General features: G+C 33.8%; 10 protein-coding genes. 9 read left to right on the top strand and 1 reads right to left on the bottom strand.

Going from position 1 to position 15758, the window contains the following annotated elements; translation table 11 throughout:
• Window positions 1-225 precede the first annotated feature (225 nt).
• From Y10_RS08615 to Y10_RS08605, 3 genes are all read left to right on the top strand, one after another.
• Window positions 226-3312 carry a SusC/RagA family TonB-linked outer membrane protein gene (locus tag Y10_RS08615; RefSeq protein WP_281764980.1) on the top strand — a complete coding sequence of 1029 codons (3087 nt, stop codon included), beginning with the start codon at window positions 226-228 and terminating at the stop codon, window positions 3310-3312.
• Window positions 3313-3335: 23 nt separating this feature from the next.
• A complete protein-coding gene (locus Y10_RS08610) occupies window positions 3336-5291 on the top strand; it encodes a RagB/SusD family nutrient uptake outer membrane protein (RefSeq protein ID WP_281764979.1) in 1956 nt (651 codons plus the stop codon).
• A 153-nt stretch (window positions 5292-5444) separates the two neighbouring features.
• A complete protein-coding gene (locus Y10_RS08605) occupies window positions 5445-6824 on the top strand; it encodes a glycoside hydrolase family 28 protein (protein WP_281764978.1) in 1380 nt (459 codons plus the stop codon).
• A 63-nt stretch (window positions 6825-6887) separates the two neighbouring features.
• On the opposite strand, the gene Y10_RS08600 is transcribed toward Y10_RS08605, so the two are convergent.
• Window positions 6888-7934: a GntR family transcriptional regulator gene (locus Y10_RS08600; protein WP_281764977.1), complete on the bottom strand. Its 1047-nt coding sequence runs from the start codon at window positions 7932-7934 to the stop codon at window positions 6888-6890.
• 195 nt (window positions 7935-8129) lie between these two features.
• Here Y10_RS08600 and Y10_RS08595 point away from each other — a divergent pair, with 195 nt between their 5' ends.
• The 6 genes from Y10_RS08595 (at window position 8130) to Y10_RS08570 (ending at window position 15722) form a co-directional block, all read left to right on the top strand.
• Window positions 8130-10226, top strand: a complete 2097-nt coding sequence (locus Y10_RS08595) for a bifunctional aldolase/short-chain dehydrogenase (RefSeq protein WP_281764976.1) — start codon at window positions 8130-8132, stop codon at window positions 10224-10226.
• Between the two features lie 122 nt (window positions 10227-10348).
• The gene (locus Y10_RS08590; protein WP_281764975.1) at window positions 10349-11623 is read left to right on the top strand and encodes a sugar isomerase; all 1275 of its coding nucleotides are present in this window, start codon (window positions 10349-10351) and stop codon (window positions 11621-11623) included.
• A gap of 12 nt (window positions 11624-11635) precedes the next feature.
• On the top strand, window positions 11636-13033 hold the full coding sequence (locus Y10_RS08585) for an FGGY-family carbohydrate kinase (protein ID WP_281764974.1): 1398 nt from the start codon (window positions 11636-11638) through the stop codon (window positions 13031-13033).
• Window positions 13034-13037: 4 nt separating this feature from the next.
• On the top strand, window positions 13038-13784 hold the full coding sequence (locus Y10_RS08580) for a (Fe-S)-binding protein (RefSeq protein WP_281764973.1): 747 nt from the start codon (window positions 13038-13040) through the stop codon (window positions 13782-13784).
• Window positions 13781-15148: a lactate utilization protein B gene (locus tag Y10_RS08575; protein ID WP_281764972.1), complete on the top strand. Its 1368-nt coding sequence runs from the start codon at window positions 13781-13783 to the stop codon at window positions 15146-15148. Before Y10_RS08580 ends, Y10_RS08575 begins: the two co-directional genes overlap by 4 nt.
• On the top strand, window positions 15141-15722 hold the full coding sequence (locus tag Y10_RS08570; protein WP_281764971.1) for a LutC/YkgG family protein: 582 nt from the start codon (window positions 15141-15143) through the stop codon (window positions 15720-15722). Before Y10_RS08575 ends, Y10_RS08570 begins: the two co-directional genes overlap by 8 nt.
• Window positions 15723-15758 lie beyond the last annotated feature (36 nt).

The raw sequence follows: 15758 nt of genomic DNA, 5'->3' as shown, positions 1-15758 counted from the left end.
TATCCTGTACTTTCAGGTTTAGCTTACCTCAAAAATCTTTTTAACATATACGACTTACCATATAATTAAAAGATATAAGTAAATAAAATTGAAAAATTATCAATATTTACATAACAAAATTAACCATTCCTCAATAACAACAGGATGGAACAGGATAGCATTATGTGAACGAAAAGTTAATTTCACTATCGATAATTCATTTATGAAACAATAAATTTTAAACTTATGAAAAAATTTAAGTCGAATTATTTTTTCAGGTTACTACTACTTTTACTAACACTAATACCGGCTATATCATTAGCTCAAACTAGATTAGTAACAGGAACTATTTTTGATACTGAAGAAATGCCTATACCGGGTGCTACCATTATGGTACAAGGTACCAACAGAGGTACGCAAACAGACTTTGATGGAAAGTTTTCTATTGAAGTAAACTCGGGAGAAGTTTTAGTGATTTCATTTGTTGGTATGGACACACAGGAAATACCTGTGACAGATGATACCAATGATATCACAATTCATTTAGAAGAAAACAGCACCCAACTAGAAGAAGTTGTTGTTGTTGGATACGGCCAAACCAAAAGGTCTGACGTAACGGGATCTATTGTTAGTGTTGGTGAAAAAGAACTGAAATCTAGACCTGTAAACAATGCTGTAGAAGCAATTCAAGGTAAGGCAGCTGGGGTTGATATTACCTCAAGTCAACGCCCTGGAACATTGGGTAATATAACCATTCGTGGTGTACGTTCACTTACAGCTTCTAACACTCCTTTGTATGTTGTTGATGGTATCCCTCTTATTTCAGGAGGTATAGAAAACCTAAATCCAAACGATATCGAAACTATCGATATTTTAAAAGATGCCTCTGCCACAGCTATTTATGGTTCAAGAGGTGCTAATGGAGTTGTTATTGTAACTACCAAAAAAGGTAAAACTGGTAGATTCTCAATTAGTTTAAACTACGCTACTACTGTAGAAACGTTAGTAAACAGAACTGAAATGATGAATGCTTCTGATTATATTACCTTTAGAAGATGGGCTAAGTATTATTCAGATCCTAATACTTTTCCACGAGGTGACATGCCCACAGAAGCTAATGACTTTGAAATTTTTGTAGGATCATCTGATCCATCTGCCTGGGCTAATATTTCACAAGGCTGGGAAAGTGGTACTTGGGATGGTTCTAGAGTAACATCTACCGATTGGACCGATTTTGTAACACAAACAGGTGTTACCAATCAATACACTATTAACGTAAGTGGTGGTTCGGAAAAAATGAAAGCATTTGGATCTTTCGGTTATTTAGATAACAAAGGCACCATTGTTGGTCAACGCTATAAAAGGTATACTGGTAAAGTAAGTGTAGATATTACACCAAAAGATTGGTTTAGTTTTGGAGGTACATTAAATTCTAGCTATGGTGTAATTGACTACGGCCAATCAGGTTCTGGTAGAAATGGTTTAGTTAATACTTCAGGCCTATACGATTCTGCTCAAGCTATATTTGCGTATGCTGTTCCTTATGACGATCAAGGAAACAGAATTGAATTTCCGGGTGGTGATGTAGCTGTTAAAACAGTTATTGATGAGGTGAAATACTCTACAGATGAACGTATCAACTTTAGAACATTTGGTAGCTTTTATTCACAAATAGATTTTGGTGAAATATTCCCAACTCTTAAAGGTTTAAAATATAGAATGAACTTTGGTCCTGATTTATCTGTTAATAGAAATGGATTATTCTTAGATGAAAATTCAGTAGTAAGAACAGGTTCTAATTACGCCTCTTTGTATAAAGATCAGATATTCTCATATACATTAGATAACTTAATTTTTTATAACAAACAATTTGATAAACATGCCTTAGACTTAACTTTATTACAAAGTCAAACTGAATACAGATTTGAATCGAGTAGTATGGCTGCCGATAATATTCCATATTCCGATCAACTTTGGAATGCTCTTACAAATAGCAATGTCACGCTGTCTTCTTGGGGTTCCGACTTAATAGAAAGATCGCTTTTATCATACATGGGGCGTGTAAATTATACTTATGACGACAAATATATCTTAACTGTTTCTGGTAGATACGATGGAGCAACACAGCTAGCAGAGGGTAATAGATGGGCCTTCTTCCCTAGTATGGCTGCCAGTTGGATTTTAACAAAAGAGAACTTTCTTAAAAATGAAGAATGGTTGAATCAATTAAAACTGCGTTTTGGTGTTGGTACAACAGGTAACTCTGCTATTAATCCTTATTCCACTAAAGGAGCTTTAACTCCTTTATTTTATCCTAACGGAGGAACTTTAGTTCCTGGTACTACTACAAATACAAACCTTGCAAACCAAGACCTAACATGGGAAAAAACAACCCAGTACAACATTGGTATTGATTATTCATTGTTCAATTATAGAATTACTGGTGGATTAGATTTTTATACTTCTAGAACTAAAGACTTACTTTTATTAAAATCAATTCCAACGGTAACAGGTTATACAGATACTTACGCAAACGTTGGAGAAACTAAAAGTAGTGGTATTGATTTAACATTAAACACTACCAATATTCAAACAGAAAATTTTGGTTGGGAAACCACACTAAGCGCTTCATACCAAACAAATGAAATTATTGAACTTTCTAACGGAGCTGAAAATGATATTAATAATAATTGGTTTATAGGTCAGCAATTAGGTGTTATCTATGGTTTTGAAAATGATGGTTTATGGCAAGCTGAAGATGCAGCCGAAATGGCACTCTATAATGCTAACGGACATACCTTCTCTCCTGGTTTAACAAAACCTGTGGACCAAAACGGTGATAATAAAATTGACGCAACTAACGACCGAGTTATAATAGGTAGCACCTTACCGAAATATATTGTAGGGGTAACCAATAATTTTAGTTATAAAAACTTTGATCTTTCTATATTTATTTACGGTCGATTAGATTATACTTATGACACAGGTGGTGAAGCACAAACAGGAAGATTTAATCAACGCCAAATAGATTACTACACCGAAAATAATACGAATGCAGAATACCAAAAACCAATTTATACTGCTGGTACTGGTGACCCATATGCCGTGGCTCTTGGATATAGAGATGGATCCTTCTTGAAAATTAGAAACATATCTTTAGGATATAACTTCTCTAAGTCATTTACCAATAATTTAAATATTGATGGACTAAAATTATATGTTCAGGTACTTAATCCTGGAATGATTTATTCCAATATTGATTGGTTAGACTTAGATGTTGACAGCCCAACCTTTAACAGAGGGTTTACTGCAGGATTAAACATGGATTTTTAAAGAAATTTAAAAGTAGAAGAAATATGAAAAACACTTATATAAATAAAATTACTAAAACCTTACTCCTTTTTATGGCCGTTGGTTTTATACACTCGTGTGATAAAGACTTTCTGGATGAAGAACTCACAACATCCAGAAATATAGATTATTATCAAACCGAAGAAGGTATTTTATCATTAACTATAGGTGGCTATTACAGAGTTTTAGCCTACCCATTTAGAAGCGAGATGCAATTTGCTACCACTAATTATGGTACCGATGAATTTGTAATTGGTGGAGATGATTCTAATAGGCCTTGGAACGACTATTCTAGTAGTTTACAATCTATCATTCCTTCAGTAAATTCTAACACAGTAAGTGCGCAAAGACAATGGGATGAATTCTATTTAGGCATACACATTGCAAATCAAATTATTCAGTATGCCACTGATATAGATTCTGAAAATCCTGAAATAAAACAGACTGCTTTAGGGGAAGGATATTTTTTTAGAGCCTTCAGCTATCTAAGATTGGTTAGACAATATGGAGGTGTTCCTTTAAAATTAAATGTTACCACTACAGTTGAAACTGAATTTACAAGAGCATCAGCTGAAGAAATTTATACTCAAATAATTGCAGACTTTACAGAAGCATACAACCTATTACCTAATAGCGGAGATCCGTCTAAAGTAACCAAAGATGCTGCAGCGCACTATTTAGCAAAGGCGTATTTATCAAGAGCTAGTGAAATTAACGATTCTTGGAATGGGGGAACAAAAGATGCTGATTTAAATATGGTAAAGTCATTATGTGATGAAGTAATAGCTAATCACCCATTAGCCAATAACTTTCAAGAGTTATGGGATTACACAGGACCCGATGGAACGAACGAGTTTTTACCAGAACTTATATTATCTGCACAGTTTACAGGAGATCTATCAGCTTCAGCAAATAATTTTAGCCATGTAATTTTTACCGCTAAATATGATGATATGCCATACATGAGAAGAGATTTAACTGGTATGAGACCTTATACTAGATTGGCTCCTTCTTACTTTACGTATGAAGCGTACGATGTAGTTAATGATTCTAGAATCTGGAAAACTTTCAGAACAAAACACAGAGTTAATAATGGTTCTGGTATATACGAAAACGGAGACCTTGGGATGATGTTTGTTATTAATGACAAAAACGACACTTATTATAGTGATACTAAGTACCAAGATCAAATTGTATATGATGAAACAGGAAAAACGATTCCTACCGTTTACGTTGCTCATGCCCTTGATGGCAATTCATTATTTGATGAACCACGTTTTCCTTCTCTAACAAAACATTATGATGGTGCTAGAATCTCAGTAAATGACAATCGTGGTTTTAGAGATGAAATATTAGCAAGATCTGGAGAAACATATTTAATGGCTGCCGAAGCAGAAATTAGATTAGCTAACCTAGGTTCTAATGGTTCTTATGCAAATGCGCTAAACTATATAAACGCTGTACGACAAAGAGCTGCATTTAAAGCCGGCGAAGAACGTGATGCTTATACAGATGGAGCCGCTGCCTATGTTGTGTCTCCACTTAACCAAGATCCAGATATCAATTCATTTATGACAGAAAATGCATATTATGAATCTACACATATAGCAGAAACTACAGATGCTACAGATTTAACTATAACAGATATTAACAATTTACCTGATGAAGATGAAGACATTATTGCAACCTTAGGGTATTCAGGTAATTATGAACGTATGCTTTGCCTTGTACTAAATGAACGTACAAGAGAACTTTGTGGAGAATTTCACAGATGGGAAGATCTAGCCAGAACCGAAACTTTAGTTGAAAGAGTTCAGGCTTACAATCCGTCTGCGGCAATAAATATTCAGGAACATCATCTATTAAGACCTATTCCTCAGACCTTTTTAGATGCTATCACCTCTAATGGTACTGCATTAACAAATGAAGAAAAATCGGCTATGCAGAATCCTGGTTATTAGAATTCACTTTTTGAAAATTTGGTTAGCTATTATTATATAGCATTTCGGTACCTATCAGCTTTTTGATAGGTATCGTTTTTTCAGGATGCCACGGGATACACAAGCTTTGTATAAAAATTATATTTAAAACACTTAATTAATGAATACATAGTTATGAAAAAGATATTATACATTATAGGCCTTGCTTTTATTATACTCAATTCTTGCAATACTCCAACTAAAACTAACAAACTGCAAACTGTTGTTATAGATACTACCAAAATTGAAACTCCTTTTGGTAAAGTAGAAATTCAGTCTCCTACATTCAAAAATGCTTCAAAGTTTAATATTACAAACTTCGGAGCCGAAATAAATAACAAAGAAGCCACAACTAAAGCTATTGCCCAAGCTATAGATATGGCTAATGAAGCAAAGGGAGGTATTGTTATCATACCCAAAGGAACTTGGATAACTAAAAAAATACATTTAAAAAGTAATGTGAATTTACATTTAAAAGAAGGTGCTACATTAGCGTTTTCATCAGAACCAAATGATTATTTACCACCAGTACATACTACTTGGGAGGGCATGGAGTGCTACAATTACTCTCCACTAATTTATGCTTATGAATGCAAAAACGTAGCCATAACAGGGAAAGGTACTCTAAAAGCTCAAATGGATACTTGGAAAATTTGGTTTGCTAGACCTGCTCCTCATATGAATAGTTTAAAACGTCTATACACATTAGCTTCTACTGGTATTCCTGTGGAAGAAAGACAAATGGTAAATGACTCTGCACACTTAAGACCACAGTTTATTCAGTTCAATCGTTGTGAAAATGTAAAACTAGAAGGCATTTCTATTAAAGATAGTCCATTTTGGGTAATACATCCATATATGTCTAAAAACGTAACTATTAGAAATGTAAATGTATTTGCACACGGACATAATAATGATGGTGTTGACCCAGAAATGAGCGAAAATGTACTTATAGAAGACTGCATTTTTGACCAAGGAGATGATGCAATAGCAATTAAATCAGGGCGAAATCAAGATGCATGGAGACTAAATTCACCAACAAAAAATGTTATTTTTAGAAACTGCATTGTAAAAAACGGGCACCAACTAGTAGCAATTGGTAGTGAACTTTCTGGAGGTATAGAAAACGTATTTGTTGATAATTGTGTTGTAGAAGAAGGTGCTAAACTAAACCACTTACTTTTTATAAAAACCAATGAACGTAGAGGTGGATATGTTAAGAACATGTATGTACAAAATGTTTCCTCTGGACACATAGATAAAGGTATTTTAGGAATAGAAACCGATGTATTATACCAATGGAGAGATTTAGTCCCAACTTATGAAAAACGGTTAACCCCCATTTCTAATATCTACTTGACAAATGTAAAAGCTGAAGATGTAAAATTTGTTTCGCGCATATCAGCACAATCAGAATTACCCGTTACTAATGTATCATTAAGAAATGTAGAAGCTACTAATGTAACAGAACAACTCTACATTAACGAAAATGTAGAAAACTTTTCTATTGAGTAAAATATATTATATCCTTTACAACATAATAAAAAAGAAAGCATCGTTATGATACTTTCTTTTTTATTATAAAGAGTTACGCTCAATATATTTAAATACATTTTTCACTCGTTCTTTCTTATTCTTCATTACCATATAAGCTGCAGATTCACCCATAGCTTTAAAATCGGTACTTATCACAGTTATACCTAATAAGTCTTTTAGAGGAGTATCATTATAAGAAATAATACCAATATCTTTACCCAATTCTAGAGAAGTTTTACGTATTTGTCTTACAAGATTCACCAAATCTCTTTCTTGAATAGTTATATATAAATCTTTTTCCTGAAGCTCCATATCTTCATAAATCTCATCAAGAATTTCAAAATCAAACTTCTGCTCCACACAGAACTGCTTAAACCCGTGTAAAATTCTTTTAGGATATGGATTCACTGATTTTGTGGGATACACTAAAATTATCTTATTATAATTTTTAATACGTTCTATACCCTCTTTCAATGCTTCATAAATATCATTCTGAAAATCTTGATAAATACTTCCATACTCACCTTTAATAAAAGGTTTCATATTATCAAGCATTATAAGTTTGTCCTTAGGTATTTGTTCTAATATAGCTAAAACGTTATCGGTAAAACTTACATGTTTTAAATCTTTATCTTTAAAGTGAGGCATAATTACGTAATAATCATACGCTCCTAAATTCTTTTCTAAAAAGCGAATAAACAATGATTCTTCACAATGATAAATAAATAAGTTAACATGTCCATTAACCCCAATTGCATTCACAAAAGAATTGTAAATAAGCATTTTGTAAACACTCGGTTTATTAATTATAAAAAATATACTTTTTTTAGCTATAAGATCTGTTTTAGTAGTGTAATATCCTTTTCCCTTTACAGAAACAATTACTTGTTGCTCCTTTAATTTTTTATAAGCTTTTTCAACGGTATCTCTAGATAATAATAAATGTTCACTAAGTTCATTGATAGAAGGAATCTTCTCTCCTATTTTCAATTTACCATTACCAATATCATCTATGATAGAATCTACTATCTGTTTATATTTAGGTATTCTGGAATCTTCATTTATAATAATATCAAATGCTGAACACATAGGAAATAGTAATTTTTAAAAAATTCAATAGTCTTTTTATAGATATCGCAGTAAATATAATCAAATATTACATAACCCATTGGTAGAATCATATCAGTTATTTCTGAAATTTTAGCAGTACACTACAGGATAGTAAGCTTTCTCAATAAATCTATATTTGAGTAATTACATTAAGTTACACTTCAACCAATTAAAATGGAAAAAACATTTGAATATGTAGATTATTTGTGGGATGAGCAAAAAGCAGCATCTATGGCAAATGATCAAGTAGCACTGTTTCTATATAGGTCTAATATTCTTGGGGCCGATCTTAGAATTACAAATTACGGAGGAGGAAACACCTCTTGTAAAACTATTGAAAAAGATCCTCTTACTAACAAAGAAGTAGAAGTTATGTGGGTGAAAGGTTCAGGTGGTGATATTGGTACCTTAACCAGAAAAGGTATTGCAGGGCTGTACACCGAAAGACTTAGAGATTTAAAGAAAGTTTACAAAGGGCTAGATGATGAAGATAGAATGGTTGGACTTTTTAATCATTGTATTTATGATTTAGATAGTAAAGCTCCTTCTATTGATACCCCTTTACATGGGCTATTACCCTTTAAACATATTGACCATCTACATCCTGATGCCCTGATTGCTGTTGCAGCTGCTAAAGATAGCCAGCAAGTAACAAAAGAAATATGGGGCGATACCATGGGATGGGTGCCGTGGCAACGTCCGGGTTTTGATCTGGGATTACAACTAGAAAAATGTCTCGAAGAAAACCCTGGTATTAGAGGTATTGTTTTAGGTAGTCACGGATTATTTACTTGGGGAGATACCTCATACGAATGTTACATTAATAGTTTAGAGGTTATTGAAATGGCTTCTGAATATATTGAACAAAAAATTAAACAAAAAGGACAGGTGTTTGGTGGACAAAAAATTGAAGCCTTACCAGCTGAAAAAAGATTGGAAAAAGCTGCCGCTCTAATGCCTACTCTAAGAGGATTAGCTTCCTCTGAAAATGCTATGATTGGACATTTTACTCATAGTGACACCGTACTACAATACATTAACAGTAATGATTTAGAAAGGTTGGCTCCTATGGGGACCTCTTGCCCTGATCATTTCTTACGTACTAAAATTCAACCGCTCATTCTTAACCTATCTCCTGAGCAAGACCTGAGTGATGCTAATACTGTAGTGGAGCTTCTAAAGCCTTCCTTTGAAAAGTACAGACAAGAATACGCCGAGTATTACCAAAAATGTAAACATCCGAATAGTCCGGATATGAGAGACCCGAATCCGGTTATTATTATCTACCCGGGAGTTGGTATGTTCAGCTTTGCTAAAAACAAACAAACCGCTAGAGTGGCTAGTGAGTTTTATGTAAATGCTATTAATGTTATGAGAGGGGCTGAAGCTATTAGTGCCTACACTGCCCTACCAAGACAAGAAGCTTTTGATATTGAATATTGGTTACTAGAAGAAGCCAAATTAAAGCGTATGCCGGCTGAAAAACCGCTTTCTAGAAAAGTAGCCTTGGTTACAGGAGGTACAGGAGGTATTGGTAAAGCTATTGCGGATAAACTTATTGCAGAAGGTGCCAATGTAGTAGTGACTGATATTAGTGAAGAAAGTATTGAAAAGGCCTTAAATAACTACAAAAAAGATGATGCTACAGCAGTATTATGTGATGTTACAGAGCCTAACGATATTGAAAAAGCATTTAAAAAAGCATGCCTCGCCTTCGGTGGAATTGACATTGTTGTGCATTCTGCAGGACTAGCTATCTCAAAACCTATTGAAGAGACGACCACTAAAGACTGGGATATTTTACAAAATGTACTCGTAAAAGGTCAGTTTATGCTAGCTCAAAAAGGTATCGAGATTATGAGACAGCAAAAACTAGGAGGTGATATTGTAAGCATTGCTAGTAAAAACGGACTCGTAGCTGGCCCTAACAATGTAGGATACGGTACCGCAAAAGCAGCTCAACAACATATGAGCAGATTACTAGCTGCTGAAGTTGGCAAAGACCATATTAGAGTTAACACCGTTAACCCAGATGGCGTTATTGTAGGTAGTAAAATATGGGAAGGTGCTTGGGCTCAAGGACGTGCTAAAGCATACGGTATTGATGTTAAAGACTTACCAGCTCATTACGCAAAAAGAAACTTATTAAACGAAATTATTTTACCAGATGACATTGCAAACGGTGTCTATGCTTGTGTAGCCATACTTAACAAAAGTACAGGTAACACCATTAACGTAGATGGCGGTATGGCTAATGCATTTGTAAGATAACCTTGGATTGGTATGCAGCAAGGTTGATGATGTAACTTCCTTGCTGCTTTTTATTTCTAAAAGTGATGTTTTATGGTATTTTTTCACGAAATTACCTCTAACAAAAATAACTAACTAAAACTATGAAAATAACTAAGGATCAGATATTTGATTTTAACGATAAAAACAAATCATCTTACGAAAACGATTTCTTAAATAAGAAGTTACAATCGCAAGGAAAAAATATGGATGAAATCATCCAAAAAATTATAGATTTTCAAGTAGCCATACCTAGCTGGGCTTTGGGAGCAGGTGGTACACGCTTTGGTAGATTCTCTTTTGGAGGGGAACCTTCTTCGTTAGAGCAAAAACTTGAAGATATTGGTCTTATACACGCGTTAACTAAAACCGCTGGAGCAGTGTCATTACATATTCCTTGGGATATTCCAGAAGACATACAAGCTATTAAAGATATTGCGCTAGACAATGGTATCCTATTTGATGCCATGAACTCCAACACCTTTCAAGATCAACCAAATGCAAAAGAATCTTATAAATATGGTTCTCTCAATTCTATCAATCAAGCTTCTAGAGAATATGCAGTTGAACACAATATTGAAGTGGTAAAAATTGGTGAAAAGCTCGGGTCTAAAAGCTTAACGGTTTGGCTAGCTGATGGCGCAAGTTTTCCCGGTCAAATAAATTTTCAAAAGGCACTTTACAATACTGAAGATAGTTTAAAAACGATTTACGGTAATATGCCTGAAGATTGGAAATTGTTTATTGAATATAAACCTTATGAACCTAATTTTTATAGTACTACAATACAAGATTGGGGTACTTCTTTTATGTTAGCAAATGCTTGTGGAGACCGTGCTTATACGCTAGTAGATTTAGGACATCATTTACCAAATACAAATATTGAACAAATTGTAGCCACCTTAATGATGAAAGGTAAATTAGGTGGGTTCCATTTTAACGACAGTAAATACGGAGACGATGACTTAACTGTAGGCGCTATTAAACCATATAACTTATTCTTAATTTTTAATGAATTGGTGTATGGTATGGAGCAAAATAAACACAATCCATATCCAGCTTGGATGATAGATGCCAGCCATAACATTAAAGACCCATTAGAAGACCTAATACAATCTCTTGAAGCAATTCTTATTGCTTATGCCCAAGCTTTAATTGTAGACAGAAAAGCATTGGAAATAGCACAATTAGAAAACGATACAGTTACTTGTCAAGAAATACTGCAAGACGCTTATAGAACTGATGTAAGAGGTTTACTTAAGGCTGCAAGAGTACAGTCAGGTGCCGCTATAGATCCTTTAAAAGCCTATAGATCCTTTAATGTTAGAAAAGAACTGATTAACGAAAGAGGTACTAAAGTAGTAGCAACCGGATTATAAAATTTGAGTGTTATGGGGAAAAAGAAGGTTACTGCTATTTTTGATATTGGTAAAACCAACAAAAAATTCTTCCTGTTTGATAAAAATTATCAGGAGGTTTTTAGAGATTATACCAATTTGCCACTAACAGTTGATGAAGATGGTTTTGAAACAGAAGATTTACATCAGCTTGAGGAATGGATGAAGAATATATTTCATCAAATACTGGAAAGTGATAAATACGAGGTAAAAGCTATTAATTTTTCTACTTACGGTGCTAGTTTTGTACATATTGACCATCAAGGTAAAGCCTTAACGCCTTTATATAATTATACAAAACAGATAGATGATGATATTCAAAAAGAATTTTACGAAACTTACGGAGGAGAACTAAAAATTGCTACAGAAACGGCATCTCCACAATCGGGAATGCTTAATTCTGGTATGCAGCTTTATTGGATTAAGAAAAAATATCCTGAAATCTATAGTAAGATTAAGTATAGTCTTCACTTACCACAATACTTATCTTTTATGTTCACTAGTATTCCAGTAAGTGAATACACATCTATTGGTTGCCATACTAACTTATGGAACTATCAGAAAGGAGATTATCATGAATGGGTTTATAAAGAAGAAATCGATAAAATTCTAGCTCCCATTGTACCTACAGGAGCTTCTATAAATACTTCATATTTTGGAAAAAACATTAAAATAGGAGTTGGAATTCATGATAGCTCTTCTGCCCTTCTACCTTATATTTTAAGTAAAAAAAATCCATTTTTATTATTGTCTACAGGTACTTGGAGCATATCACTAAATCCGTTTAATGAAGAAAACTTAACGGAAGCAGATATTTTAAACAATTGTCTAAATTATATGAGGATTGATGGCAAACGTGTTAAAGCTTCTCGCTTTTTCATGGGTAATGAATATCGTTGTCAGGTTGAAAAATTAGGTACTTATTATAATAAGGATTATGGGTATCACAGAAGTGTAAAATTTGATCAAGAACTTTATTTAAAATTGATTGAAAATCCATCTTTATACTTCCGATTTGAAGGCATAAAACTCAAGAGAAAGAAACTAGAAAAAACAAAATTAGAAGAATTTAAAACCTTTGAAGAAGCCTATCATCAACTAATGATAGAACTTATGGAACTGCAAATTGATACCATAAGAAATGCTATTGGTAATTCTACTATAAATACCATTTATATAGATGGTGGCTTTACAGATAATGATGTTTTTATGAAACTGATGGCTCATCATTTTAGTGAATTTAACGTATTAAGTACAAAATCTCCTTTGGGATCTGCTTTGGGCGCTGCTATGGTTATCTCAAAGAAAGAAATAGATGGTTCGTTCTTAAAGCAAAATTATCAAATGAGACAATTAGTACCCCTAATACTAAAAACTCCACACAAAATTTAATTGTATGAAGTATAATGTAGGCTTATTTATACCTTGTTATGTAGATCAATTTTTTCCTGAAGTAGGTATTGCTACATTACGCTTGTTGGAAAAACATAATTGTAATGTAATTTTTCCTGAACAACAAACCTGTTGCGGACAGCCTATGGCAAACACAGGTATGGAACAAGAAGGAAAAAAAATATATCAGCAAATGGCTGAACTTTTTAAAAATTGCGATTACATAGTAGGCCCCTCACCTAGTTGTGTATATCATATAAGAAAACATTATGATGTTGCAGAGCAAACAGAGGAAATTAAACACCTGCGAGCAAATTGTTATGATTTAGTAGAATTCTTATATGACGTACTAAAGATAACCCAGTTAGATGTGTCTTTTCCACATCGTGTGGGTTTACACAAAGGTTGTCATGGTTTAAGAGGTATGCAACTAGATAAACCTTCAGAACTACAAAAAGAGGTTGCTCCTAAATGGACTACTATTTTACATATGGTTAATGATATTGAAATAGCAGACCTAACCAGAACAGATGAATGTTGTGGTTTTGGAGGAACTTTTGCCGTTGCAGAAGAAGCTATTTCAGTTAAAATGGGTAAAGACAGAGTGCAAGACCATATAAATAACCAAGTAGAAGTAATTACATCTGGTGATATGTCTTGCTTAATGCATTTACAAGGTATTATTAAACGTCAGAAAAATGGACCTAAAATTATGCACATTGCTAATATTTTAAACGGAGATACACTATGAGTATACATGCCCAAAAAGCAAAGGATTTTATAGCAAATGAAGAACGAACCAACTGGCATGATGGTGCTTTATGGCATGTACGAAACAAACGTGATATAAGTGCTTCTGGCGTACCAGAATGGGAAGCTTTGCGCAATACAGCATCACAGATAAAAGATAATGTTCTTAGTAATTTAGATACGTATCTCATACAATTTGAAGCCGCAGCTAAAGCGAATGGTGTACATATACATTGGGCTGCCAATGGAAATGAACACAACGCCATCATAGGTGATATTATTGATAAACATAATGCCAGAAAAATAGTGAAAAGTAAATCCATGTTAACAGAAGAATGTGGTTTAAATCATTTTTTAGAAGATAACGGTATTGAAATAATTGACACCGATTTGGGCGAACGTATTATACAAATGCGTAATGAACCTCCCAGTCATATCGTATTGCCCGCAATTCATATTAAAAAGGAAGAAGTTGGAGAGTTATTCCATGCACAATTAGGCACAGAAAAAGGTAATGCAGACCCTACCTATTTAACCAAAGCTGCTAGAACCCATTTACAAAATAAATTCTTTGAAGCAGATATAGCCATCACAGGAGTTAATTTTGCCATAGCAGAAACAGGGGGTGTAGTAATTTGTACCAATGAAGGGAACGCTGATATGGGATGCCACGCAGCACCAGTACACATACATTGTATGGGTATGGAAAAGATTTTACCTAAACTAGAACACTTAGGTGTTTTTACCAGACTATTGGCTAGAAGTGCTACAGGGCAACCGTCTACTATTTATACATCGCATTACCATAAGCCCGAAAGCTCTAAAGAAATGCATATTGTTATTGTAGATAATGGTAGAAGTGAACAATTAGCTAAAGAAGATTTCAGAAATAGCTTAAAATGCATACGATGTGGTGCTTGTATGAATACATGCCCTATTTATCGAAGAAGTGGTGGTCATAGCTACCATGCAACCATTCCAGGACCTATTGGTGCCATTTTACAACCAAATAGAGATTTAAAAGCTTACAGTGATTTGCCTTTTGCCTCTACCCTCTGCGGATCTTGTAGTGATGTTTGTCCTGTTAAAATAAACATCCATGAACAGCTATATAAATGGCGCCAAGAAATCTATAAAAACAATGAGTTACCAAAATCTAAAGTAACCTCTTTAAAAATAGCTACGAAAGTGTTTAAAAGTCCTTCTACCTATGACTTTTTAGGAAAGTTTGCTAGAGCTTCCATGAAGGCTTTACCAAGATTTATGATGTATAACAAGTTTAATGACTGGGGTAAACATCGAGAACTTCCACAACCTCCAAAGCAATCTTTTAAAGAATGGTATAAAAATAAAAACAATGAGTAGTAGAGCTTCTATACTAGAGAAAATAAGAAATAATAAACCGGAATTAGTAGAATTACCGGACTTATCTATTTTCACCCACAACGTAACAACCGAAAACTTAATAGATACCTTTATAGAGGTGTCTACCACTAATGCCAGTACTGTTGTAAACTTAGTAAATACAGAAACTTCCCTAGAGTTGTTTTTAGCAAAATTTATTGCTGAAAACTTTGGTGAGCATAGTAAAGTATATAATACACTTAATGGTAACGACATTCCTGAGATAGATTTTAAGACTACCCATGTAGATGTTTTTGTAGCATTACCAAAAATTGCTGTAGCAGAAAACGGTTGTATGTGGATTACAAATGAACAATTACCACAACGTATCTCAGCGTTTGGTAGTGAAAATACCTTGTTTATTGTAGATCATAAAAATATAGTACCTACAATGCACCAGGCTTATTCAAAAGTGAAAGAAAATATAGGAGAATATGGCGTTTTTATTGCAGGGCCTTCTAAAACTGCCGATATAGAACAATCACTTGTTATAGGAGCACAAGGCGCTGTAAGTAACACCATAATTCTTATTTAAAATATAGAATAATAAAAAGGCATTAGTTAAATACCT

Origin of the sequence: Neptunitalea lumnitzerae (assembly GCF_027924185.1) — a bacterium.
GTDB classification, from domain to species: Bacteria; Bacteroidota; Bacteroidia; order Flavobacteriales; family Flavobacteriaceae; genus Neptunitalea; species Neptunitalea lumnitzerae.
Note: the sequence above shows the minus strand (reverse complement) of the source record. Positions and strands in the feature narration are given on the sequence as shown.

Coding starts and splice junctions, on each gene's coding strand:
- Y10_RS08600 (WP_281764977.1), bottom strand. CDS start 7,934: ATGTGTTCAGCATTTGATATTATTATAAATGAAGATTCCAGAATACCT.
- Y10_RS08610 (WP_281764979.1), top strand. CDS start 3,336: ATGAAAAACACTTATATAAATAAAATTACTAAAACCTTACTCCTTTTT.
- Y10_RS08590 (WP_281764975.1), top strand. CDS start 10,349: ATGAAAATAACTAAGGATCAGATATTTGATTTTAACGATAAAAACAAA.
- Y10_RS08580 (WP_281764973.1), top strand. CDS start 13,038: ATGAAGTATAATGTAGGCTTATTTATACCTTGTTATGTAGATCAATTT.
- Y10_RS08605 (WP_281764978.1), top strand. CDS start 5,445: ATGAAAAAGATATTATACATTATAGGCCTTGCTTTTATTATACTCAAT.
- Y10_RS08615 (WP_281764980.1), top strand. CDS start 226: ATGAAAAAATTTAAGTCGAATTATTTTTTCAGGTTACTACTACTTTTA.
- Y10_RS08570 (WP_281764971.1), top strand. CDS start 15,141: ATGAGTAGTAGAGCTTCTATACTAGAGAAAATAAGAAATAATAAACCG.
- Y10_RS08575 (WP_281764972.1), top strand. CDS start 13,781: ATGAGTATACATGCCCAAAAAGCAAAGGATTTTATAGCAAATGAAGAA.
- Y10_RS08595 (WP_281764976.1), top strand. CDS start 8,130: ATGGAAAAAACATTTGAATATGTAGATTATTTGTGGGATGAGCAAAAA.
- Y10_RS08585 (WP_281764974.1), top strand. CDS start 11,636: ATGGGGAAAAAGAAGGTTACTGCTATTTTTGATATTGGTAAAACCAAC.